General features: G+C 71.7%; 19 protein-coding genes. 4 read left to right on the forward strand and 15 right to left on the reverse strand.

Annotation, left to right across the window (positions count from 1 at the left end; all coding sequences use genetic code 11):
• Nucleotides 1–35 precede the first annotated feature (35 nt).
• The 5 genes from J2X63_RS00880 to J2X63_RS00900 all read right to left on the reverse strand — a co-directional run bounded on the left by J2X63_RS00880 (nucleotide 36) and on the right by J2X63_RS00900 (nucleotide 5,226).
• Nucleotides 36–701: a response regulator transcription factor gene (locus J2X63_RS00880; protein ID WP_309972926.1), complete on the reverse strand. Its 666-nt coding sequence runs from the start codon at nucleotides 699–701 to the stop codon at nucleotides 36–38.
• Nucleotides 698–1,879 (reverse strand): sensor histidine kinase, encoded by a 1,182-nt coding sequence (locus tag J2X63_RS00885; protein WP_309972928.1) that lies wholly within the window; start codon nucleotides 1,877–1,879, stop codon nucleotides 698–700. Before J2X63_RS00885 ends, J2X63_RS00880 begins: the two co-directional genes overlap by 4 nt.
• Before the next feature lie 91 nt (nucleotides 1,880–1,970).
• Nucleotides 1,971–3,296 (reverse strand): site-2 protease family protein, encoded by a 1,326-nt coding sequence (locus J2X63_RS00890; RefSeq protein WP_309972930.1) that lies wholly within the window; start codon nucleotides 3,294–3,296, stop codon nucleotides 1,971–1,973.
• Between the two features lie 82 nt (nucleotides 3,297–3,378).
• Nucleotides 3,379–4,470, reverse strand: coding sequence for a 1-deoxy-D-xylulose-5-phosphate reductoisomerase (gene dxr, locus J2X63_RS00895; RefSeq protein ID WP_309972932.1), 1,092 nt, complete (start codon nucleotides 4,468–4,470; stop codon nucleotides 3,379–3,381).
• Between the two features lie 117 nt (nucleotides 4,471–4,587).
• Nucleotides 4,588–5,226: a hypothetical protein gene (locus tag J2X63_RS00900; protein ID WP_309972934.1), complete on the reverse strand. Its 639-nt coding sequence runs from the start codon at nucleotides 5,224–5,226 to the stop codon at nucleotides 4,588–4,590.
• A 104-nt stretch (nucleotides 5,227–5,330) separates the two neighbouring features.
• On the opposite strand from J2X63_RS00900, the gene J2X63_RS00905 reads away from it, so the two are divergent.
• Together J2X63_RS00905 and J2X63_RS00910 are read left to right on the forward strand one after the other, a co-directional pair.
• Nucleotides 5,331–6,092, forward strand: a complete 762-nt coding sequence (locus J2X63_RS00905) for a lysophospholipid acyltransferase family protein (protein WP_396133095.1) — start codon at nucleotides 5,331–5,333, stop codon at nucleotides 6,090–6,092.
• A gap of 46 nt (nucleotides 6,093–6,138) precedes the next feature.
• Nucleotides 6,139–7,050 carry a hypothetical protein gene (locus J2X63_RS00910; protein WP_309972936.1) on the forward strand — a complete coding sequence of 304 codons (912 nt, stop codon included), beginning with the start codon at nucleotides 6,139–6,141 and terminating at the stop codon, nucleotides 7,048–7,050.
• A 2-nt stretch (nucleotides 7,051–7,052) separates the two neighbouring features.
• On the opposite strand, the gene J2X63_RS00915 is transcribed toward J2X63_RS00910, so the two are convergent.
• Nucleotides 7,053–7,529, reverse strand: a complete 477-nt coding sequence (locus J2X63_RS00915; RefSeq protein WP_309977752.1) for an OsmC family protein — start codon at nucleotides 7,527–7,529, stop codon at nucleotides 7,053–7,055.
• 135 nt (nucleotides 7,530–7,664) lie between these two features.
• Between J2X63_RS00915 and gabT the strand changes: the two genes are divergently transcribed.
• The gene (gene gabT / locus J2X63_RS00920) at nucleotides 7,665–9,041 is read left to right on the forward strand and encodes a 4-aminobutyrate--2-oxoglutarate transaminase (RefSeq protein WP_309972938.1); all 1,377 of its coding nucleotides are present in this window, start codon (nucleotides 7,665–7,667) and stop codon (nucleotides 9,039–9,041) included.
• A 4-nt stretch (nucleotides 9,042–9,045) separates the two neighbouring features.
• Nucleotides 9,046–10,035 carry an asparaginase gene (locus tag J2X63_RS00925; protein ID WP_309972940.1) on the forward strand — a complete coding sequence of 330 codons (990 nt, stop codon included), beginning with the start codon at nucleotides 9,046–9,048 and terminating at the stop codon, nucleotides 10,033–10,035.
• A gap of 85 nt (nucleotides 10,036–10,120) precedes the next feature.
• Here the strand turns inward: J2X63_RS00925 and J2X63_RS00930 are convergent, their stop codons facing one another.
• The 9 genes from J2X63_RS00930 to J2X63_RS00970 form a co-directional block, all read right to left on the reverse strand.
• The gene (locus tag J2X63_RS00930) at nucleotides 10,121–10,882 is read right to left on the reverse strand and encodes an ABC transporter permease (RefSeq protein ID WP_309977754.1); all 762 of its coding nucleotides are present in this window, start codon (nucleotides 10,880–10,882) and stop codon (nucleotides 10,121–10,123) included.
• A 137-nt stretch (nucleotides 10,883–11,019) separates the two neighbouring features.
• The gene (locus J2X63_RS00935; protein WP_309972942.1) at nucleotides 11,020–11,937 is read right to left on the reverse strand and encodes an ABC transporter permease; all 918 of its coding nucleotides are present in this window, start codon (nucleotides 11,935–11,937) and stop codon (nucleotides 11,020–11,022) included.
• Between the two features lie 2 nt (nucleotides 11,938–11,939).
• Nucleotides 11,940–13,139: an ABC transporter ATP-binding protein gene (locus tag J2X63_RS00940; protein ID WP_309972945.1), complete on the reverse strand. Its 1,200-nt coding sequence runs from the start codon at nucleotides 13,137–13,139 to the stop codon at nucleotides 11,940–11,942.
• A 16-nt stretch (nucleotides 13,140–13,155) separates the two neighbouring features.
• Nucleotides 13,156–14,340 (reverse strand): spermidine/putrescine ABC transporter substrate-binding protein, encoded by a 1,185-nt coding sequence (locus J2X63_RS00945; protein ID WP_309977756.1) that lies wholly within the window; start codon nucleotides 14,338–14,340, stop codon nucleotides 13,156–13,158.
• 180 nt (nucleotides 14,341–14,520) lie between these two features.
• The gene (locus tag J2X63_RS00950) at nucleotides 14,521–17,421 is read right to left on the reverse strand and encodes an FtsK/SpoIIIE domain-containing protein (RefSeq protein ID WP_309972947.1); all 2,901 of its coding nucleotides are present in this window, start codon (nucleotides 17,419–17,421) and stop codon (nucleotides 14,521–14,523) included.
• A 142-nt stretch (nucleotides 17,422–17,563) separates the two neighbouring features.
• On the reverse strand, nucleotides 17,564–18,151 hold the full coding sequence (locus tag J2X63_RS00955) for a hypothetical protein (RefSeq protein ID WP_309972949.1): 588 nt from the start codon (nucleotides 18,149–18,151) through the stop codon (nucleotides 17,564–17,566).
• Entirely contained in the window at nucleotides 18,148–20,463 is a 2,316-nt protein-coding gene (locus J2X63_RS00960) for a DUF3488 and transglutaminase-like domain-containing protein (RefSeq protein WP_309972951.1), read from the reverse strand. The genes J2X63_RS00955 and J2X63_RS00960 overlap by 4 nt, the downstream gene beginning before the upstream one ends.
• Nucleotides 20,460–21,785 carry a DUF58 domain-containing protein gene (locus J2X63_RS00965; RefSeq protein WP_309972953.1) on the reverse strand — a complete coding sequence of 442 codons (1,326 nt, stop codon included), beginning with the start codon at nucleotides 21,783–21,785 and terminating at the stop codon, nucleotides 20,460–20,462. The genes J2X63_RS00960 and J2X63_RS00965 overlap by 4 nt, the downstream gene beginning before the upstream one ends.
• The gene (locus J2X63_RS00970; protein ID WP_309972956.1) at nucleotides 21,782–22,753 is read right to left on the reverse strand and encodes a MoxR family ATPase; all 972 of its coding nucleotides are present in this window, start codon (nucleotides 22,751–22,753) and stop codon (nucleotides 21,782–21,784) included. Before J2X63_RS00970 ends, J2X63_RS00965 begins: the two co-directional genes overlap by 4 nt.
• Nucleotides 22,754–22,761: the final 8 nt, after the last annotated feature.

The following is a 22,761-nucleotide window of genomic DNA, read 5'->3' on the forward strand; positions in this document are numbered from 1 at the left end:
CGCTGCTCCCCCGGGAGGCATGGCGGATGCCGCGCCTACTCCTGCCAGCCCGGGGCCACGAGCCCCGACTCGTAGGCGACGACCACCAGCTGCACGCGGTCGCGGGCGTGCAGCTTCGCCATGATCCGCGACACGTGCGTCTTCGCGGTGAGCGGGGAGAGCACGAGCCGCGCGGCGATCTCGTCGTTCGTGAGCCCCTGCCCGACGAGGCGCAGCACCTCCCGCTCGCGCTCGGTCAGGGTGTCGAGCCGGGCGTCGTCGGGGGCGTCGCGGAGCCCGACGGCCATGCGCTCGAGCAAGCGCTTCGTGACGCCCGGGGAGAGCAGCGCCTCGCCGCTCGCCACGACCCGCACGGCGCGGATGAGGTCGACGGGCTCGGTGTCCTTCACGAGGAATCCGCTCGCCCCCGCCCGGATCGCGCGGGCGACGTACTCGTCGAGCTCGAACGTGGTGACGATGACGACATGCACCCCGGCGAGCTTCGGGTCGGCGGCGATCTGCTCGGTGGCCCAGAGGCCATCGCCGCCCGGCATCCTGATGTCCATGAGCACGACGTCGACGGGCTCGCGGCGCACGAGTGCGAGGAGGTCCGCACCAGTCGAGGCCTCCCCCGCGATCTCGACGTCGACCTCCGCGTCGAGCAGCGCACGGAAGCCCGCGCGCACGAGCACCTGGTCGTCGGCGAGCGCGACGCGGATCACGATGGCGCCCCCCACGGCAGCCGGGCCGTCACCCGGGTGCCGCCCCGCGGCGACCGAGCGAGCTCCACCGAGCCGCCGAGCAGCGCCGCCCGTTCGCGCATGCCCAGGATGCCGCTGCCCTCCGCCGAGCCGTCGGCCCCCGAGCCGTCGTCGTCGACGGTGAGCAGCAGCTCGTCGCCGAGTCGCTCGACGGCCACCACCGTACGGGTCGCGCCGGCGTGGCGCACGACGTTGGTGAGGGCCTCCTGCGCGATGCGGTACGCCGCGAACTGCGCGGCACGGGCCGGCAGTGCGCCGTCGAGCCGGTCCACGAGCTCCGCCTCGAACCCGGGCGAGCGCACGCCGGCCACGAGCCGAGGCAGCTCGGCGAGTTCGGCCTGCGGCGCCAGCGGGGCCTCGCCGTCCGAGCGGATCACCCCGAGCACGCTGCGCACCTCCTCGAGCGCGGTCTTCGACGTCTCCTTGACGCTGGCCAAGGCGGTGCGGGCCTGCTCGGGGTCCCGGTCCATGAGATGCAGCCCCACACTGGCCTGCACGTTGATCTGCGAGAGCGCGTGGCCGATGACGTCGTGCAGCTCGCGGGCGATCCGCACGCGTTCGCGCTGCTCGGCCGTCTGGCGCCGGCGGTCGGCCTCGGCACGGAAGGCGGCGGCGCGCTGCCGACGGGTGCGCACGAAGGCGCCGATGCCGAAGCACGCCGCGAGCAGCAGCGTGGTCAGGGCGATCCGGAACGGATGCCAGTCGAGCCCGATGAGGGCTCCGAGCACGATCGCGGCGACCCACGCGGCCACCACGGAGACCACCGCCCACAGCACCGCCCCACGGGCGACGGCGAGCACGATCGCGAAGGCGAGCGCGACGTACGGCGGCCCCACGTCGGGGCCGGTGACGAGGTCGGCCAGCGCGGCGGCGGACACCACGGCCACCGTGGGCCCGGGGAACCGGCGGGACCCGAGCAGCGCGAGCGGCCCGACGAGGGCGAGCAGCACCTGCAGGGCTCCGGCCGCCCAGCCGAGGTGCAGCCACACGGCGATGCCGATCGCCGCGGGAACCTGCACGAGGAGGCTGATGACCACGGGGGCGCCGAGCACCACCCCGGGTGGTGGGCGGAAGCGGTCGGTCCGGCCGTCCCACCGCGCATCCCAGTGGGGCCGACCGTCCGACTGGGTGGCGGGCATGCCCCGATCGTATCTCCGGGCCCGCCGCCGCGGATCGGCCGGCCGGAGGCTCATCGCGTACTCCACGAGGAGTACCGCGGGTGCCGCACGGTCAGAGCAGCTGCACGGGCTTCACGATGTCGGCGTAGATGAGCAGGGCGCTCATCGCGCCGAAGACCACCACGACGCCGAGCGTGAGCGGCATGAGCTTCGCCAGGTCGACGGGACCGGGGTCGGGGCGCCGGAACAGCTTCGCGAACCCGCGACGGATGGCCTCCCAGAGGGCACCGGCGATGTGGCCGCCGTCGAGCGGCAGCAGGGGAATCATGTTGAAGACGAACAGCGCGATGTTCAGCGACGCGAGGATGCCGACGAGCCCGGCCGCCTTGGACGCGAGCGGGATCTCGTCCAGGCTCGCGATCTCGCCCGCGACGCGGCCGACGCCGACGACCGAGATCGGCCCGTTCGGGTCGCGCTCCCCCGGACCGAACGCCGCGTTGGCGACGTCGATGATGCGCTGCGGCAGGTTCACGATGATGCCGGCGACGCCGGCGACGTTCTCGCCGACGGCGGGCAGCACGGCCGAGGCGGGCTGCTGCACGGTCTCGGTCGCGGGGCTGATGCCCACGAAGCCCGCCTGCACCGTGACCGGCTCGCCTGCGGCATCCGTCACCACCACGCCGTCGGCGTCGGTCTGGTACCGCTCGCTCAGCATGGGGGTGACCGCCAGAGTGACCTCCTCGCCGTCGCGGACGACGACGATGTCGATCTGCTCGTTCGGGTGGTCGCGGATGATCGCGGTCGACTCGTTCCACGTGTCGATGGGCTGGCCCGCGACCGAGACGATGCGGTCGCCCGGCTCGATGCCCGCAGCCGCACCGGGCGCCGCCGGATCGCCGGACTCGCAGGTCTGCCGTTCGCTCGTCGCGGGCAGCGCGCACGCCGAGACCGACCCGACGGTGGTCGAGGCCTGTGCGACGCCGAAGCCCATGAGCAGCACTCCGAAGAGCACCACCGCGAGCACCAGGTTCATGAACGGCCCGCCGAACATGATGATGATGCGCTTCCAGACGGGCAGCCGGTAGAAGGCGCGATCCTCATCGCCGGCCGTGATCGACTCCATGCTCGAGTCGCGGGCGTCCTGCACGAGGCCGCGGAAGAAGCCCGTCGAGTCCTCCTGCACCCGTTCGCCCTTGCCCGGCGGGAACATGCCGATCATCGCGATGTAGCCGCCGAGCGGGATGGCCTTGACGCCGTACTCGGTCTCACCACGACGCCGAGACCAGATCGTCGGCCCGAACCCGATCATGTACTGGGTCACCTTGACGCCGAAGAGCTTGGCTGGCACGAGGTGCCCGATCTCGTGCAGCCCGATCGACAGGGCGAGGCCGACGACGATGATGACGACGCCCAGGATGAAGGGAAGCACGGAATCCACGCCCTGAGCGTACTGCCGCCGGCTTGGTGCCCGCTGTCCCTCGGCTGTGAGAAGCGGATGCCGCGAGCCCGCGGCATCCGTCTCAGCGGGCCACTCGGGCGATGTGCGCCTGCGCCGCGCGGCGCGCCGCGCGTTCGGCCTCGGCGAGGGACTCGACCGTGAGCCGGTCGGAGGACGCCTCGTGCGCGTCGACCACGTCGCGCACCGTGTCGACGATGTCGAGGAAGCCGATACGGCCGGCGTGGAAGGCGGCGACCGCCTCCTCGTTCGCGGCATTGAAGACGGCCGGGTACTCGCCCCCCGCGCGGCCCACCTGCTTGGCGAGGTCGACGGCGGGGAACGCCGTGCCGTCGAGCGGCTCGAACGTCCAGCTCGTCGCGGTCGTCCAGTCGAGCGGGCGACCGACACCGCCGACGCGATCGGGCCAGTCGAGGCCGAGCGAGATCGGCAGGCGCATGTCGGGCGGCGAGGCCTGCGCGATCGTCGAGCCGTCGATGAACTCGACCATGGAGTGCACGATCGACTGCGGGTGCACCACCACGTCGATGCGGTCGTACTCGACGTCGAAGAGCAGGTGCGCCTCGATGACCTCGAGGCCCTTGTTCACGAGGGTCGCCGAGTTGGTGGTCACGACGAGCCCCATGTCCCACGTGGGGTGGGCCAGCGCCTGGGCCGGCGTGACGTCGGCCAGCTCTGCGCGAGTCCGTCCGCGGAAGGGACCGCCCGACGCCGTCAGCACCAGCCGGCGCACCTCGTCGTCGGTGCCCGATCGCAGCGCCTGGGCGATGGCGGAGTGCTCGGAGTCGACGGGGACGATCTGCCCGGGCGCGGCGATGCGCGTGACGAGGTCGCCGCCGACGATCAGGGACTCCTTGTTCGCGAGTGCGAGCGTCGTGCCGCGCTCGAGCACGGCGAGGGTCGGCGCCAGGCCGACCGATCCGGTGATGCCGTTCAGCACGACGTCGGCGTCGACGTCGCGCACGAGCTGCACGGCCTCGTCGATCCCGACCGCCGTGTGCTCGACGCCGAAGTCCGCCGCCTGCTGCTCGAGCAGCGCCCGGTTCGACCCGACCGCGAGGCCCACGACCTCGAACCGTCGCGGGTTCGCCCGGATCACGTCGAGCGCCTGGGTGCCGATCGAACCGGATGAGCCGAGGATGATGACGCTGCGCACGTTCCCACTGTAGGGCGACGACCGAGGTGCGGGCCGGGCGGACCGTCGATCGTGCCGCTCGGACGACGACGGGGCTGCTCGGACGACGACGGGCTGCTCAGGCGATGACGGGGCTGCTCAGGCGATGACGGCCACCGACGCGGCGCGGTTGCCGGGCACCGGCACGTCGTGGAAGCGCACCTTGCGCCACCCCGAGCCGAACTCGGGGACGCTCCGCACGATGCTGCCGGTGCCGCCGTCGTCGCCGGGGATCGACAGGGCGAGCCTGGACGGCTCGATGAAGTCGGTGTGGCCGACCGCGCGGAGCAACGCGGTCTTGCGCGCCCAGAGCGTCGCACGCACGAGCGCCCGACGAGCGGGATCGAGCTCGTCGAGCGCGGCGCGCTCAGTGGAGTGGAACGCCGCCTCGTCGATCACCGAGCCCGCGTCGAGCGTGGCCACCTCCATGCCCACGCCGAGCGGATGCCGCGTGGCCGCTGCCGCGACGATCGCATCACCCGACACGGCCACGTCGGCGTACCACGACGCGCCCGACGGAGTGAGCGGATACGGCACGCTGACGCGACCGTGCCTCGCTCCGCAGACGCCGCAGGCGTGCTCGAGTTCGACGTCGTCGGCCGGCACGCCCGACGCGTCGGCGATGAGCCCGCGCAGGACGGCGTCGGCGGCGGGCAGCCGGCGACCGCCGCCGAGGACGAACACGCGCGCGCCGGCGGCCTCGAGCTCGATGAGCTCGCCGTCCGCGGGAAGGTCCATGCCCTTATCCTCGCGCATCCGGGCTCCGTCGTGAGGGTCCGGGGCGCCGAATCGGGCCCGCCCATATACCGACTCAGGCATGCCCGACGGCCTAAGGTCGTACGGTGAGCGAGATCGAGGCCGACGCCGTACCCGCAGCGACCGTGCGCCAGGGCCCGCTCTACCCGATCGTGCGCGGCTTCCTCCGTCCGCTCGTGCGCCTCGTGTACCGCCCCACGATCACCGGGACCGAGCACGTCCCCAAGCGCGGCGCGGTCATCTTCGCGAGCAATCACCTCTCCTTCGTCGACAGCATCGTGATCCCCCTGGCGTCGCCGCGCCCGGTGCAGTTCCTCGCGAAGTCCCACTACTTCACCGGCACCGGCTTCTCGGGATGGGTGTCGCGCACGTTCTTCTCCGCGATCGGCGCCGTGGCCGTCGAACGCGGCGCCGGCGCGCAGGCGCAGGAGGCGCTCGACCAGAGCCGCCGGATCCTCGAGTCGGGCGCCGCGTTCGCGCTCTACCCCGAGGGCACCCGCTCGCTCGACGGCCGGCTCTACCGCGGCCGCACCGGCGTCGCGTGGCTCGCGCTCGAGACGGGAGCCACCGTCGTCCCGGTCGGCCTCATCGGCACCCAGGAGATCCAGCCCGTCGGGGCCAAGCTGCCCCGCATCCGGCCGGTGACGGTGCGCTTCGGCGCACCGCTCGACCTCAGCGGCCACGGGCCCGCGTCTTCCGGTCGGGCCCGCCGGGCCGCGACCGACGAGATCATGGCGGCCATCCACGAACTCAGCGGGCAGGAGCTCGCCGGTCGCTACAACGAGACGCCGCCGTCAGGTACCTTCGCCAAGCTCGCCGACCGCGTGGCGCCGCGCGAGCGCATCTGAGGCCGTTCACAGCCGAGGCGTCGATCCGCCCGGTATCGTCGACACGATGAGCATCGCCGAGGTCGCCGCCCGCTGTGCCGCGGCGGCACTCGTCGTGGCCGCGTTCGCGGCGTGCACGTCCACTGCCGGCGAGACGCCGCCCTCCGAGCCGCCTTCGACGCGTTCCACCCTGCCCGAACCGCCCGCGACGGAGTTCGACCCGGGCCTCATCGTCAGCGACGAGTCGTTCTACGACAGCACCGCCATGGACGAGGAGCAGATCCAGGACTTCCTCGAGTCCGTGCCGTGCCGACCCGACCAGGGCGTGCGCTGCCTCGCGGACTACACCCAGACGACGACGACGCAGCCGGCCGTGGGCGGCCTGCACTGCGCGGAGTACCGGGGCGGCATCCGTGAACGCGCCAGCCGCATCGTCGCGAAGGTCGCCGAGGCCTGCGGCATCAGCCCCCGCACGCTGCTGGTGCTCCTGCAGAAGGAGCAGTCGCTGCTGACCCGGCCGAGCGTCAGCGGCTACGAGCGGGCGACGGGCTACGGATGCCCCGACACGGCCGACTGCGACACGAAGTACTTCGGCTTCTTCAACCAGGTCTACAACGCGGCCTGGCAGTTCCGGCAGTACACGGAGGAACCCGACCGGCAGTACCGCATCGGCACCGTCGACGTGGGCTTCCACCCGAACGCGGAGTGCGGCGCCGCGCCCGTCGAGATCCGCAACCAGGCCACCGCGAACCTCTACAACTACACGCCGTACCAGCCGAGCGACGCGACGCTCGCCGACCCCGACACGGGCGACGCGTGCTCGGCGTTCGGCAACCTGAACTTCTGGCGCATCTGGCACCGCTGGTTCGGCGACCCCGAGGCCGAGCGGCTGCCGCCGTTCTTCCCCCCGTGCTCGCGCCTCGTCGGCGGCCACCCCTGCCCCGCCGTCGAACCGGTGGTGCCGGCCGCGGCGGGCTGACCTCAGTCGGCGACGAGCGCCGTCGGCCGGTGATGCACCGGGAAGGCGACGGATGCCGCGATGAAGCACAGGTCGGCCGCCTCGGCGTGGATCTCATCGGCGAGGGCCAGCATCGAGGCATCCGCCACCACGACCCGCGGATGCAGCGTGGCCTCGCTGAACGCGCCGCCACCACGGCCGTCCTCGATCATGGTTCCCGTCGCGGCATCCGTGTACTCGCGCACCACCACGCCGTGACGCGTCGCGACGTGCAGGTACGAGAGCATGTGGCACTGGCTGAGGGCGGCGAGCAGGAGCTCCTCGGGGTTCCACCGCTCGCGATCGCCGTGGAAGACCCGATCACTCGACCCCGCGAGGTCGTGCAGCTTGCCGGTGGCGCGCACGACGTGCTGGCGTCCGTAGGCGCGGTACCCGGAGGTGCCCTCGCCCCGATCCCCCTGCCACTCCACCTCCACCGCGTAGTGGTGTTCGCCGAGCATGCCGTTCCTCCCGTCGGGCGCGCACTCCGCGGCATCCGGGCCGGGCGCGTCCTTCGATTCTGGCACCATCCGACGGGTCGGAGGCCGCCCGACGGCTGCGGCCAGAGGCGGCCTCGACGATAGGGTTGGAGCATCATGACTGACACCCAGATCCCCGCTGAGACCGCGTCCGCCCCGGTGTATTCCGTGGTGCAGGAGCGCCGCGTCGTGACCTCCATCCCGGGCCCGAGATCACAGGAACTGCACGCCCGACGCGCGAAGGTCGTGTCGGCCGGCGTGTCCTCCGCGCTCCCCGTCTACATCGAACGGGCGAACGGCGGGATCCTCGTCGACGTCGACGGCAACCAGTTCGTCGACTTCGGAGCGGGCATCGGCGTGACCACGGTGGGCCACACCGAGCAGCGTGTGGTGCAGGCCGCCGCGGACCAGCTGCAGGACGTGGTGCACACGCTCTTCACGATCACCCCCTACGAGGAGTACGTGCGCGTCGCCGAGCTCCTCGCCGAGCACACCCCCGGCAACTGGGAGAAGAAGTCGGTGCTCGTGAACTCGGGCGCCGAGGCCGTCGAGAACGGCGTGAAGATCGCCCGCAAGTTCACCGGCCGCCGCGCCGTGGCGGTGCTCGACCACGCCTACCACGGCCGCACCAACCTCACGATGGCCATGAACTACAAGGCGCACCCCTACGCGACGGGCTACGGCCCGCTCGCCGGCGACGTGTACCACGCACCCAGCTCCTACCCCTACCGCGACGGCCTCTCGGGTGCGGATGCCGCGGCTCGCACCATCACCTACCTCGAGAAGGTCATCGGCGCCACCGACCTCGCCTGCCTGGTCGTGGAGCCCATCCAGGGCGAGGGCGGCTTCATGGTCCCGGCCGAGGGCTTCCTGCCCAGGCTGCAGGCCTGGTGCACTGAGCACGGCGTCGTCATGATCGCCGACGAGATCCAGAGCGGCATGGCCCGTACCGGACGGTACTACGCCAGCGAGCACTTCGGATGGGAGCCCGACCTGGTGCTCTCCGCGAAGGGCATCGCGGGCGGACTGCCGCTCGCCGCCGTCACCGGCCGCGCCGAGATCATGGACGCCTCCCAGCCGGGCGGCCTCGGTGGCACCTTCGGCGGCAATCCGGTCGCCTGCGCCGCCGCCATCGCCGTGTTCGAGTCCATCGAGGCCAACCACCTGCTCGCCGAGGCCGAGCGCATCGGCGCGCGCCTGACGGCGGGTCTCGAGCGGCTCGCGCAGCGCTACGACGTCATCGGCGAGATCCGCGGCCTCGGCGCGATGATCGCCATCGAGCTCGTGCAACCGGGCACCGGGCAGACGACGAAGCTCCCGAATCCCGAGGCGGTCTCCGCTCTCATCGCCGACGCGGCCCAGCACGGCGTGCTGTTCCTCAGCGCGGGCACCTTCGGCAACGTGCTCCGGTTCCTGCCGAGCCTCGCCGTGAGCGATGCCCTCATCGACGACGGGCTCCGAGTGCTCGACGACGCATTCGCGGCGCTCGGATGACCCGGTGACCGGTACCTTCTCCGTCAGCGACGCCGTCGAACTCGCCGTGATCGAGCGCAGTGGTTTCATCGAGTCCAGGCACGCCGGCTCCGCCGTCGTGCTCTCCCCCGAGGGCGAGGTCCTCCGCTCCCTCGGAGACACCCGCACCCCCGTCTTCCCCAGGTCGTGCCTGAAGCCGTTCCAGGCGGTCGCCGTCATGACGTCGGGCGTGTCCCTCCGCGGAGAGGACGCGGCGATCGCGACGGCGAGCCACTCCGGCACCGCCGCCCATGTCGCGCTCGTGCGCGGCCTCCTCGGTCGCGCGTCGCTGCCCACCTCCGCGCTGGGCTGCCCGCCCGCTGTTCCGAGCGACCAGGTCGCACGCGACGAGCTCATCCGAAGCGGCGCACCGCGCGATCGCGTCTACATGAACTGCTCCGGCAAGCATGCCGCGATGCTGCTCGCCTGCGTGGCGAACGAGTGGCCGCTCGACGGCTACCTCGACCCCGAGCATCCGCTGCAGAAGCGCATCCTCGACGTGCTCGAGCGGTTCACCGGTGAGCGACCCGCGGCGACCGCGGTCGACGGCTGCGGCGCGCCCGTGCACGCCATCAGCCTGGTCGCGCTGGCGCGCGGCATCCAGAAGATCACGACGGCAGCCACCTCGTCGCCGTTCGCCCTCTACCGGGAGGCGGCCGCGCTGACCGAGGCCGCGCGCGACCACCCGTGGGCGGTCGGCGGACCCGGCCAGCCCGACACGGTGGCGATGGAACGTCTCGGCGTGTTCGCCAAGGTGGGTGCCGAGGGCGTCATGGTCATGACCGCGCCGAACGGCACGACCACGGCGCTGAAGGTGCTCGACGGCTCGTCGCGGGCCTCGACGATCATCGCCCTGCGGCTGCTCGCGGCAGCCGGTGCCGTCGACGACGCGGCGGTCGACGACGTGCAGACCGAGCTCGACCTGTGGGTCATGGGCGGCGAGCGCCGGGTCGGGCAGATCCGCGCCACGATCTGATCATCGCTTCGACGGAGGCCGCGACCGGCCGTCGGGCGCGGCATCCGTCATCCGGGCGGCCGACCGGGCTCGGCGGCCTGCGCACTCAGCCGAGCTTCGCGAGCCGCTTCGCCCGTGCCGCTCGCGAGATCTGGGACGCGACCACGAGCACGATCGCGAACAGGAAGACCGCCGAGGCGATGACGTTCGCCTCGGCCGGGATGCCGCGGGATGCCGAGATGTAGATGTACTTCGGGAACGTCGAGGTGGATCCCGAGTTGAAGTTCGTGATGATGAAGTCGTCGAAGCTCAGCGCGAACGAGAGCAACGCCGCGGCGATGATGCCCGGCGTGAGCAGCGGGAACGTGATGCGCCAGAACACCTGCGCCGGCGAGCCGTACAGGTCGCGGCCGGCCTCCTCGAGCGCCGGATCGAGGCTGGACACCCGGGCCTTCACGGTGACCACCACGAAGCTGATGCAGAACATGGTGTGCGCCAGGATGATCGTCGTCATGTCCTTGGGCACGCCGAGCGCGAGGAACTGTGCGGCGAGCCCGGCGCCGAGCACCACCTCGGGAGTCGCCATCGGAAGGAACAGCAGCAGGCTGATCACCGATCGTGCGCGGAAGCGGTAGCGCACGAGCGCGATCGCGATCGCGGTGCCGAGCGCGGTGGCGATCACCGTCGCCACCAGGCCGATGATGATGCTGTTGGCGAACGCCTCGCAGACCGCGCCGCCCTCGACGTTGCAGACGTTCAGCCACTTGTCGAAGGTGAAGCCCCGCCACGAGATGTTCGACTTGATCGAGTCGTTGAACGAGAAGACGAAGGTGTAGGCGATCGGAATCATGAGGAAGACGAACGCCATGATGGTGTAGGCGGGCAGCAGCCAGTCGCCGAGGCCGATCCGGCGGCGGCGGGGGGTGCGGACCGGACCTCGGGCGTCCTCCTGCTGCTCGCTCTCGGAGAATCCGCCGAGCACGGCGGCCGCCTGGACTTCACCGCTCACAGCAGGTCCTCCGTTCCGGAACGCTTCACGTAGATGCCGACGAGCACGAGGATCGCCGCCATGAGGATGATGGACAGGGCCGCGGCGGCCGGGTAGTTCAGCAGCACGAGGAAGTTCGCCTCGATGACGTTGCCCATCATCTGGGTGTCGGGACCGCCGAGGAAGTCACGACTGGCGTTGACGTAGTCGCCGGCTGCCGGGATGAACGTCAGGAGCGTGCCCGCTACGATGCCGGGCATCGACAACGGGATCGTGATCTTGCGGAACACCGCGAACGGGCTGGCATAGAGGTCGCTCCCGGCCTCCAGGTAGCGGGTGTCGAGGCGCTCCAGCGTCGTGTACAGCGGCAGCGTCATGAACGGGATGAAGTTGTAGGTGAGGCCGAAGATCACCGCGAACGGGGTGCCCGTGAAGTGCGCGTCGGGAGCCATCAGCGAGAGCGCCTTCAGCGAGGTGATGATGAACGACTCGTCGGAGAGCAGTTGCTTCCACGCGAGGGTGCGCAGCAGGAAGCTGATGAAGAACGGTGCGATGACGAGCACCAGCATGAGGCTCTGCAGGAGCGGCCAGCGCCGGGCCTTCACGCCGATGAAGTAGGCGAGCGGGTAGCTGAACAGCAGCGCGAACACCGTCGCCGCGAGGGCGTAGCCGAAGGAACGGGCGATGTGCGGCAGGTACTGCTGCACGACGTCCACGTAGTTCTGCCAGTTGAACGCGTAGTCGTACTCGCCGATGTCTCCGAATTCGGCCGGCGCCTGCAGTGACGTGAGCAGGAGCGAGATGAGCGGCGTCAGGAAGAACAGGATGAGATAGAGGATGCCGGGCAGGAGCAGGAAGAGCGCGATGCGGCTGCGCCGCTTCGGTGCCTGGGCCGGCGCCTGCGCCTCCGCGGTCGCGAATGCTGCGAAGGCCATGCTCAGCCCTCCTCGAGCTCCGACACGAGCGACTCGCGCCGCTGGGCGGCGATCGAGGTCGTCGAGTCGTCGGCCGGGAAGCGTCCCGCCTCGCCCGCCACGTCGTCGAGGCCGAACCCGTGCATGACCTCCCAGCTGACCCACACCTCGGACCCGAACGCCGCGACCGGCCCGAAGCCGACGTTCTGGGCGAACACGAGCACCGTTCCGAGCGCGCCGAGGTCGACCAGGTACTGCGTGCTCACCCCGGAGAATGACACGTCGAGCACCCGTCCGGGGCCGACGAGGTTGCGGTCCGGTGATGCGGCCGGCGCTTGCGTGTGGAGGGTGACCTTCTCGGGCCGCACGCCCACCGTCACGGTTCCACGGTGACGCTGCGCGCGGGCCGTGGGCACGACGATGCGGGTGCCGCCCGCGTCGACGGTGATCGCCGTGCTCGTGGTGTCCACGACCTCGCCCGTGAAGAGGTTCGACTGTCCGAGGAAGTTCGCCACGAACACCGTGCGCGGGAGCTCGTACAACTCGGCGGGGGCACCCATCTGCTCGATCGCGCCCTTGTTCATGACCGCGACCGTGTCGGCCATCGTCATGGCCTCCTCCTGGTCGTGCGTGACGTGCAGGAAGGTCAGGCCGACCTCCTCCTGGATCGTCTTGAGTTCCAGCTGCATCTGCCGTCGGAGCTTCAGGTCGAGGGCGCCGAGCGGCTCGTCGAGGAGCAGCAGCGCCGGTCGGTTCACGATGGCGCGCGCGAGCGCCACCCGCTGCTGCTGGCCGCCCGAGAGCTGCTGGGGCCGGCGCTGCGCGAGGTGGTCGAGCTCGACGAGCCGCAGCGCCTCGTGTGCCTTGCCGAGCGGGTCGCCGATGCGCCGCCGTTTCAACCCGAACGCGACGTTCTCGATGACGCTCATGTGCGGGAAGAGCGCGTAGCTCTGGAAGACCGTGTTCACGGGTCGCTCGTGGGACTTGGTGTCGGTCACGTCGGTGCCGCCGATGAGGATGCGGCCACGGGTGGGTTCCTCGAGGCCCGCCACGAGCCGGAGCGTCGTGGTCTTGCCGCAGCCCGAGGGCCCGAGCAGCGCGAAGAACGACCCCGCCGGGATGGTGAGGTCGAGCTCCTCGATCGCCGTGAAGCCGGGGAACCGCTTCTGGATGCCCACCAGCTGGAGGTCTGCGCCGCGCTCGGCGAATTCGCGCATGGCCATCATCGTCGCCACGGCCTCAGGCGCCCAGGAGGATGCTCTGGAACTCGGCCTGGTACTTCTGCTCCTCGGCGCCGGTGAGGGTGCGGAAGATGTGCGCCTGCGACAGCGTGTCCTCGTCGGGGAAGATGAGCTGGTTCTCGGCGAGCTCGGGATCGATCGCCGCGGCCGCCTCCTTCGCGCCGACGACCGGCGTGATGTAGTTCACCCATGCGGCGACCTCGGCCGCCACCTCGGGCTCGTAGTAGTAGTTGATGAGGGTCTCCGCGTTCGTCTTGCGCGGCGAGCCGACGGGCACCAGGAAGTTGTCATTCCACAGCGTGCCGCCGGCCGTCGGGATGGCGAACTGCCACTTGTCGCCAGCCTCGGCATTGATGACCGTGATGTCGCCCGACCAGCAGATCGCCGCGAGCGTGTCCTCGCTCTTCAGGTCCTCGAGGTAGGAGTTGCCCTTGATGTTGCGAACCTGGCCGTTCTCGACCTGCTCGCGGAGGATGTCGATGGCCGCCGAGTACTCGTCGTCGCCCCAGTCGCCCGCGATGTCGACGCCGTTCTGCAGCATGATCAGGCCCATCGTGTCGCGCATCTCGGAGAGCACGCCCACCCGGCCCTTGAGCTCGGAGTTCCAGAGGTCGTCGACCGAGGCCAGGCCGCCGGGGATCGCCTCGGTGTTCCAGCAGATGCCGGCGAAGCCGCCCTGCCACGGAACGGAGAACTTGCGACCGGGATCGAAGTCGGGGTCCTGCAGCGCGGGCGTGAGATTCGCGAGGTTCGGGATGTTCGCGTGGTCGAGCGCCTGCGTGTATCCGAACCGGATCCAGCGACCGACCATCCAGTCGGTGAGACAGACCGTGTCGGCGCCGATGTCCTGGCCGAGCGCGAGCTGGTCCTTGACCTTGCCGTAGTACGTGTTGTTGTCGTCGACGGCCACGTCGTAGTTGACCTTGATGCCCGTCTCCTCGGTGAACTGCACGAGCGTCGGGTAGTCGCCGTTGTCGTCCTCGTCGATGTAGGCCGCCCAGTTCGCCCAGTTGAGGGTCTTGTCGGAGTCGGAGGTGTCGGCGGCGGGCGTCGGCTTGCCCTTCGCGCCACCCGGCGAGCAGGCCGCCAGCGCGAGCGCCGACGCGGACGCACCCGCGCCGGCCAGCAACGCGCGTCGATTCAGCTGGGCGCGGCGGGCCTGCGCGATCAGGGATCGGATCATCGGGTCCTCGGGAAGGGGCCGAGCGCTCACGGGAACTCCATTCGGGTTGCGGGCACAAGCTGGGGTGCCGTCGATACTGCCACACTGCTTGGCAACATTCACCGGATCATGTCCGAATCGTTAATTCCTGGGAACATCGCATGCGGTTTCAGTACCGTTCGGCGCGCTGTATGCACGGATTCAGTCGTTCGGGCGTGGTGGCCAGCCTGCCCGGTCCGGCAGGCCGCCCCCACGCGGCGAGTGCCAGCAGGCGTCGGTCGCGGAATCGAGCAGCGGTGGCGGCGCCGCGCCGCGGCCGAAGACCCGGAACTCCCGCATGCCGCCGCGCGCGACGACGTCGGCCTCCTCGCGCATCTGCGCGGCGATGGCCCAATTGCTCATCCACGCCTCGGCGTCGCCGACGACGATGACGCACGGGCCTTCGGGCTCAGATGGTGGCCCCATCGCAGCGCGGACTTCCGCCTCCCCGAACGGTCCGAGCACGACGGGGTGGAATCCCCGCGCCCGGAGCGCTTCGGCGTCGGCCCGGGGGAACGCCGTCACGACGGCGCACACGCCGGAGGCGGGAACACGGAGCGGTCGGAGGGATGCGGCGGGTGACCCCGCGATCACCGGCGCCTCCACGACCTGCACCCGGCGTCCGTGCCACTGGCCGGAACCGATCGGCGCATCCGCTCGCCACATCGCGCCGGCGCCGCCGGCCTGCACCAGGTCGGAGCGGGACGCGTGGCGGAGCAGCAGCGTCTGCCCGAACAGCTCCCTGGCGGCCGAGCCGAGGCGGTGCGCCGAGCCTGCGGCTGCGGCGATGCCGACACCGCGGCCCCGACCCTCCCTCAGCATGGTCTCCACCATCCCCTGCGCGGCGATGCGGTGGTCCTCCGGCCAATCGCGGAAGCCGACGTCGAGGTCGTCGATGACGACGAGTTCGCCCGACGCGGCGATTCCCCCGCGGATCCGCTGCACCGCATCGCAGAGGCGATCCCACTGCAGGCTCTGCGGCCCGCCGATGATCGTGACCTGCATACCCGTCCGGCGAGCGGCCCGCGCGATGGCGGACAGGGCCGTGCTGCGCCCGCTTCCCGGCGATCCGACGACGAGGAGGTGCCCGTCGCGCGCCGGGGCCCACGCGAGGATCTCGTGGCGTTGCCGCTCAGGGGCATCGACGAGGCCGAAGGCGAGTGATCCGCCGGGAACAGGCGTGGTCACGAGCGCGGCGGCGAGCGCCTCGGGGTCGAGCCGCTGGGGCAGCGGGCCCACCCACGGCCGACGTGGTCGCGAGGCGGAACCGGTGGCGACGCGAATCGCGTCGACCGTGACCCGGTCCGCGATCGCCGACTGGAATGGGACGACGCGACCGTCGCCGGGGTCGACGATGCCACGGCCCGGCGTGGCCGGTCCGATCGATGCGGCGGCCGGGCTGCCCACCACGGCGATGCTGTCGGCCGGGTCCATCACGCGAAGGGAGACGCGGATCGCGCAGTTCGCCGTGACCTGTTCGCGGACGACGCCGTTCGGGCGCTGGGAGGCGAGGATCAGGTGCACCCCGAGCGATCGCCCGCGGGCGGCGATGTCGGCGATGACCGCGCCGAGCTCTGGGAACCGCTCGATCATGGCCTGGAACTCGTCGACCACGATCACGAGTCGCGGCAGCTCGACGGTTGCGCCGAGGTCGGCGATGTCGCGCGCGCGCTCAGCGTGGAGCACCGACTCGCGGTGGCGGAGTTCTGCGCGCAGGCTCAGGACGGCCCGCTCCGCCTCCGCCTCATCCAGATCGGTGACCACGCCGACGACGTGCGGAAGCTCGCGGACCGGTTCGAAGGCGGCTCCGCCCTTGAAGTCGACGAGGAGGAACGCGACGGCGTCGGGACGGTGGTCACGCGCCATGGCCGCGATCCACGCGAGGAGGAATTCGCTCTTGCCGCTGCCGGTGGTGCCGGCGACGATGGCGTGCGGCCCGCGCTCCACGAGATCGAGCTCCAGCGGGCCGGTGTCCGTCATGCCGACGGGCACGCGGAGGGTGCTCCTCGAGCGGGCGACCTGTGTCGCGCGACCGAGACGTTGCAGCTCGACGCGGCCGGGAAGGGCGGTCGCCGAGCCGAACCCGTCCCGCGCGGCAACGGCTCGCACGCGTGCGGCCCAGGCGCCGGCTTCGGACATGCCGAGCAGTTCGGGTACGACGGCCCGTCGGGGAGCGGCATCGCCCCGCCGTTCGACCGTCGCCCTGCCCGGGCCGTGCACGAGGAGCACGGTCGCGAGTCCCGGCGGCAACTCCTCGAGCGTCGGAGCGAGCACGATCTGCACCTCCGTGTTGCTTCGGGGTGCCCCGATGTCCCGACGGCCGTCGATGAGGTCGACGACGCGCACCTGGGCTTCGCTGCCTCGATGCGGGAGGCCCGATGCCCAATCCCACGCGTCACCTTCGGGGACGGCGATGTGCGTGGTGTCGGGACGGCAGCGATGGGCCAGCTGCACGACGAGGGCACGCCCGAGGGCCTGCGCGAGCGGCCGGGGGCCGACGATGCCGATACCCCGGTCGACGGGAACGTGGACCGGCGCGCGATCGAGCCGAGCCGCGAGCGCGAGGAGCTCCCGATCGCCGTCGTCGACCGCCGTGCCGTCGATGCGGAGCGAGCTCTGCGCGCCGCCGCTGCCGACGAGGACGACGCCCGGGGGCCGGTCGCACCACTCGAACGGGCGGACGTCCTCCGTGATCCGACGGGATGGGGTGGCCCGATGCCACGCGGCGGCTCGCTCCAGCTCGTGCCGTGCCGCCACGGCCGCTCTCAGCTCGTCGATCGCCGCCGCGCGGTCGACGGCGGCCCGCTTCGTCGCCCGGCGAGCGTGTCGCCGTGCGTCGACGAGCGAGGCGATCGCGGCGACGGGACCCAGCGCTGCGAACGCCAGGGAGAGGGCGGATCCCGTGATCGCCCAGAGCACGGCGGCGCCCACGATCGGCGCCACCGAGGCGATCCACGGGAAGCCCGGTGAGGTGGGCGCCGGCGGATGCGGTGGGAGGGCCAGCGGGGAGACGTGGGCGTGCTCCGGGAGTAGGGCGGCGGTGTCGTTCGGCGGTGCGTCCACCCCGTGATCCGATCATCCCGAGCGCAGGAGGCGAGCCCCTCGGCCGTGTGCAGTGGGGCTCGCGGCATCCGCTCACCTGTCGAGGACGAGTGCTCGGAGCTCGCCTGCGGCGGCTTGGAACGCCCCGGCCGCGGCGGGGGGATCAGGCCACGACGAACGACTGCTCGGCGAGCTCGACCCGGCTGCCCCGGGGCACGAGGTATCGCCGTCCGGGCTCGCACCTCACGGCCCCGTCGTCGGGACGACGCACGATCGTACCGTTGCCCGAGAACCGATCGGCGATCCAGAGCACCCCCTCGTGCTCGCCGAACTCGAGATGGGTCTTCGAGACGGAGAGCGAACCATCGGCGATCTGCACGAGATGGTCGAACCGCTCCCCCGGTTGCGGCAGGGGTTTGCGACCGATGAGCCCGGTGCCGAAGACCGTGCGCGTCTCGCCGGTGCTGAACGCCAGCACGAAGGTCGGAGCCGCGACCGCATCGACGTCTTCGACCGCGCGGTCGGCGGTGGGCGCGTCCGGCCCGGTTATCGCCGACGCTCCCCGGAATCCGTCCACCGGGATGCTGATGACGCCGCTGTTGCGTCGTGCTGGGCGCTCGATCGCCGTGGTATCACCGGGACGCGGGTCGGTTCGCCGACGCGACTCGGGTGTGGCGGAGGTCGAGCTGCCGCAGTCGCCGCAGAACATCGCCCCCTCGGGGAGCTCCGCCCCGCAGATCGCACACGTCACGGCTTGGCTCCTCTCCGCGTGACAGCGTACCCGCCGAGCGAGGTGAGGGAGATCGCCGCACGGAGTCGCTCGAGGCGGCTGCGGGGCGCGCCGAGTCGTTCCTGGAGCTCGTCGACCACGTCCCATACGCGCTCGTCGTCTCCGTCGGTCGGACCGTCGGGCGCGAACACCGCGCGATCCACGACGGAGGCCAGCACGAGCGGTGCCAGTCCGCCGACCGTGGCGGCCTGCTCGGCACGGGTCGTGTTCGGCCGGATCGGGTAGCCGTAGTCGGCCGCGGTGTCCGCGAACTCCTGCCAGCCGCCCTCGATGCGCTCCACGGGCGTCGGTGCACGGCGGCGCACCCGGCGTCGCCGGATCTTGGCGACGATGACGGCGAGGAACGGGCTGATCAGCAGGGCGAGTCCCAGCGCCGCGAACCCGGCGATCGTGAGTCCGGCCAGCAGCGCGGCGACCCAGGGCTCGGCGCTGTCGTCGGGCTCGTCCAGGGAGAGGTCGGGGTCCGAGTCGAGCTCCTCGACGGGCGTACGCTCGGCCGGTGGCGGCAGGGCCGACTGGGGGCGCGAGACGACCGTGGGCTGGTCGGGTTCGCGCTCGGGGATGTCGCGCACCTCCGGGTTCGGGTTGACGGGGATCCATGCGCCATCCGAGGTCTGGATCTCGATCCACGCCTGTCGGTCCCGACTGCGGAACACCACGGTGCCGTCGTCGGCGGCGTCGGCAGCCGAGTCGGCTGCTGCGGCATCCGGTGACGCGAGGTATCCCACCACCACGCGCGCCGGAAAGCCGATCTCCCTCGCCATCAGCGCCGCGGCGACGGCGTACTGCTCGCCGTCGCCGAGCATCGGGCGAACGTTCGCGAGCTCGTCCAGTCGGTCGAGGGCGTGGCCCGATCGGCTCGGCTCCTCGTCGCCGACCCCGTGGCTCACGAACCCGTCGCGCTGGAACCCGTCGACGATGTCACGGAGTCGCTCACCGGGTTCCTCCGACGCGGGAGCCCACGCGTCGAGGAGTTCCGACAACCCGTCGGGCAGGTCGGGCGCGGCGGGAAGAACGCTGGTGCCCGGATCGAGCTCCGCGAGCGCTTCGGACCGCACGGGCGTCACCGATCTCGCCGTGTAGCGATCGCCCTGGGCGAGGCCGGCCCTGATCGCCCCGGTTCCCGTCACGTCGTTGTAGAAGAACCCGTCGGCGAGCACCTCGGCGCGCGGTCCGGCGAAGGTGATGCGCTCGAGCTGCCCGATACCCGGCACCCACACGTCCGAGTAGCCGAGGACCTCCACCTCGATCTCGGTCTGCTCGCCCTCGACGTCGGTCTGGTCGAGCCGATACGGCACGCGGGTGAATCGACCGGACTCGGCCGTGCCGTCGGTGCCGCCGACCGAGTACACGATCCCGTCGTACGTGTCGAGGGCCGCGATGCGCAGCCCGCTCCCCGGCGGGAGGCCGCGGACGGCCAGCATCTCGTCGTCGGCGACGTCGGGTTCGAATGCCGCACGGAACCCGGTGAGCGGGCTCTGCTGCGCGCGGGGCTCGAACGGCGGCTGAAGCTCGGCGCGAACGACGCTGCGCGCCGGAGTCGGCAGTGCGACGGATGCCGCGGCCGAGCCGATCAGCGCCACGGCGACGATCGCCGACGCGCCGAGGACACGGCGGGCGTCGGCGAGCGCCGCCTCCACGGGTCTGCCGCTCGTGATGGCGCGGCGGTTGGCGATCGCGACGCGCACGAGCCAGGCCACGGCCGTGACGAGGAAGATGAGGCCCGTCTCGACGGCGAGGGCCGCGTGCACCACGCCCATGGCGATCCCGGTGAGGAGCAGGACCGCCGGCGGGATGACGGCCGCCGCCGGCCGCCGGCTGCGCAGCGCGATGGTCACGGCGCAGGTCGAGGCCACGAGGCCCAGCAGGAACGGCGGGACGAGCAGCGCCTGGTAGGAGCCGACGGGCACGGCGATCGTGACCAGCTGCTTCCACGAGAGGGCTGCGCCCGCGACGAGCTCGACGAGGCCCTGCGGGCTCGGGATCACTCCCCCGATGGCGCGGCTCGGCACGGCGACGGGCACGCCCAGCAGTACGTATGCGCCGAACAAGACGATGACGACCGCCCAGGCGGGCCAGTGGAAGGTCGCGCCGGCGATGCCGATGGCCGACCCGGCGACGATCGCCACACCGGCCGCGACGAGGAACGCCGGGCTCTCGTAGACCGGCCACCAGGGGATCATCGCCGCCGTGAGCATGGCGACCACGAGTGCGACGCTGATGGCGGTCGACCAGAATCGTCGCGTCGGCACCGGCCGACGTGCGGTGCTCATGTGACCGACGCCGATCTGGCGAGCATCGAGCGGAGGTCCTCGAGGTAGCCGATGCCGAACACCGTCAGCCCGGCCACGGTGCGAGCGGTGGCCTCGCCCTCGGGCGAGCACTGCACGGCGACCGCCTCCACGCCCCCGGGCAGGCGGGAGGCGGCCGAGCGAAGGGGCGCGACGCCGCGGGCCGTGCCGCTCACGAGGAACGCGAGCGAGAGCCCGGGCAGTCCTTCGGCCGCGGCCCGGGCGACGTCGGGCAGCAGCACGGCCTGCTCGTCGGGCTCGACCACGCAGAGCGCGTCGAGCAGCCGGTCACGCGAGACGGTCGGGAGTTCACGCATGCCGCTGATGCGTGACGCGATGCCGTCGTGGCTCCGGCCGGACACCACGAACGACACCGTCCGCGCGTCGCGGATGGCGCGAGCGCCGACGGAGGCCGCGGCGCTCACGGCGAGTTCGAACTCCCCGTCGTCCACGTAGGCGCCGGGTTCGAGGTCGAGCAGGACCATCAGCCGGCTCCTGCGCGTCTCCTCGAACTGGCGCACCATGAACGTGCCGGTCTTCGCCGAGCTCTTCCAGTGGATGAATCGGCGGTCGTCGCCCGGGACGTACTCGCGCAATGCGTGGAAGGCGATGTCGCTCGCCGTGAGGTCGCGCGTCGGCGAGCCCTCGAGATCGCGGATGAAGCCCGAGCTGAGGGCAGCGATGGCGATGGTGCGCGGGTGCACGTGCAGGTCGACCGTCTGCGACCAGACGATCTCGCGCCGCATCAGCCCCACCGGGTCGGCTCGCACGGTCCGCGCGGGTCCGATCGGGACGATGCCCCGCCGGTCCGTGGGAATCCGGAACTGCTCGTCGAACGCTCCGCCCTTCGGCAGGCCGGGCAGGACCCGCTCGAGCACCTTGCCGCCGACGGGCAGCTCCAGCTGCACGCCACCGAACCGCCGTCGTCCGGGGTTCGCCGCGACGAGCCGGGCCTCGGCGTGCTCGCCCACGACCACCCGCGGTGTCGGCAGGGTCAGCTCGATCGTCGAGGCACCGCGACCGATCAGCCAGACGGATGCCGCTGCGACGAGCAGGGCGAGGCCCCAGCCGATCGCGATGAACTCAGCCCAGCCCCAGGCGTAGCCGACGGCGAGCGCGGCCACGCTGCCGGCGATGGTCGCCCAGCCGACCGGCGTGACGACGCCCTGCACGGCCCGCGCCCAGCCCGCGACGACGCCCGCTGCGGCGAGGACGCCGGCGACGCCGCGACCGATGACGACCGCGAGCAGGCCCTGAGTCTTGGCCTCCTCGGGGATCGTCGTGCGGGTCTGGGTGAAACTCACACGGCCTGCCTGCTGGAGGGGGGCGGCGTCTCGATGAGCACCTGGGCGATCATGTTCGAGGTCGTCACGCCGTCGAACTCGGCCTCGGGGTCGAGGATCAGGCGGTGCGCGAGCACGGGCTCGGCGAGCGCCTTGACGTCGTCGGGCACGACGTAGTGTCGTCCGCGCCCGGCGGCGTGGGTCTTGGCAGCGCGGATGAGCGCGAGCGCGCCGCGGACGCTGACCCCGAGACGCACCTCGCGGGCCGTGCGGGTGGCGTCGACGAGCCGGGAGACGTAGTCGTGGATGGTCGGGTCGACGTACACCGTGCGCGCGAGGGCGGCCATGTCGACGATCTCGGCGGCGTCGAGCTGCGACGGCACCCGCTGGTCGTGCGCCCGCTGGTCGGCGCCCTCGAGGATGCGAATGGTGGATGCGTGGTCGGGGTAGCCGATGGACGACCGCATGAGGAACCGGTCGAGCTGCGCCTCGGGCAGCCGGTAGGTACCCGCCTGTTCCACGGGGTTCTGGGTCGCGATGACCATGAACGGATGCCCCACCGGATGCGTCCGGCCATCGACGGTGACCTGGCCCTCCTCCATCACCTCGAGCAGCGCGGACTGCGTCTTGGGGCTGGCACGGTTGATCTCATCGGCGAGGACGATGTTCGCGAAGATCGGACCGGGGTGGAACTCGAACACGCCGCTGCGCTGGTCGTAGACGGTGACGCCGGTGATGTCGCCCGGCAGGAGGTCGGGCGTGAACTGCACCCGGTTGCTGGTGCCCGCGACCGACTGGGCCATGGCGCGCGCGAGCGAGGTCTTGCCGGTGCCGGGCACGTCGTCGAGCAGCAGGTGGCCCTCGCTGAGGAGCGCCGTGAACGCGAGGCGCACGACCCGGTTCTTGCCGAGCAGCACCTCCTCGACCGCACCGACCAGTCGGTCGAGGTTCGCGGCGAAGCGCGTCGCCTCCTCGGGGGTCATCGTCATCGTTGCTC

Source organism: Agromyces sp. 3263 (genome assembly GCF_031456545.1).
Lineage (GTDB): Bacteria > Actinomycetota > Actinomycetes > Actinomycetales > Microbacteriaceae > Agromyces.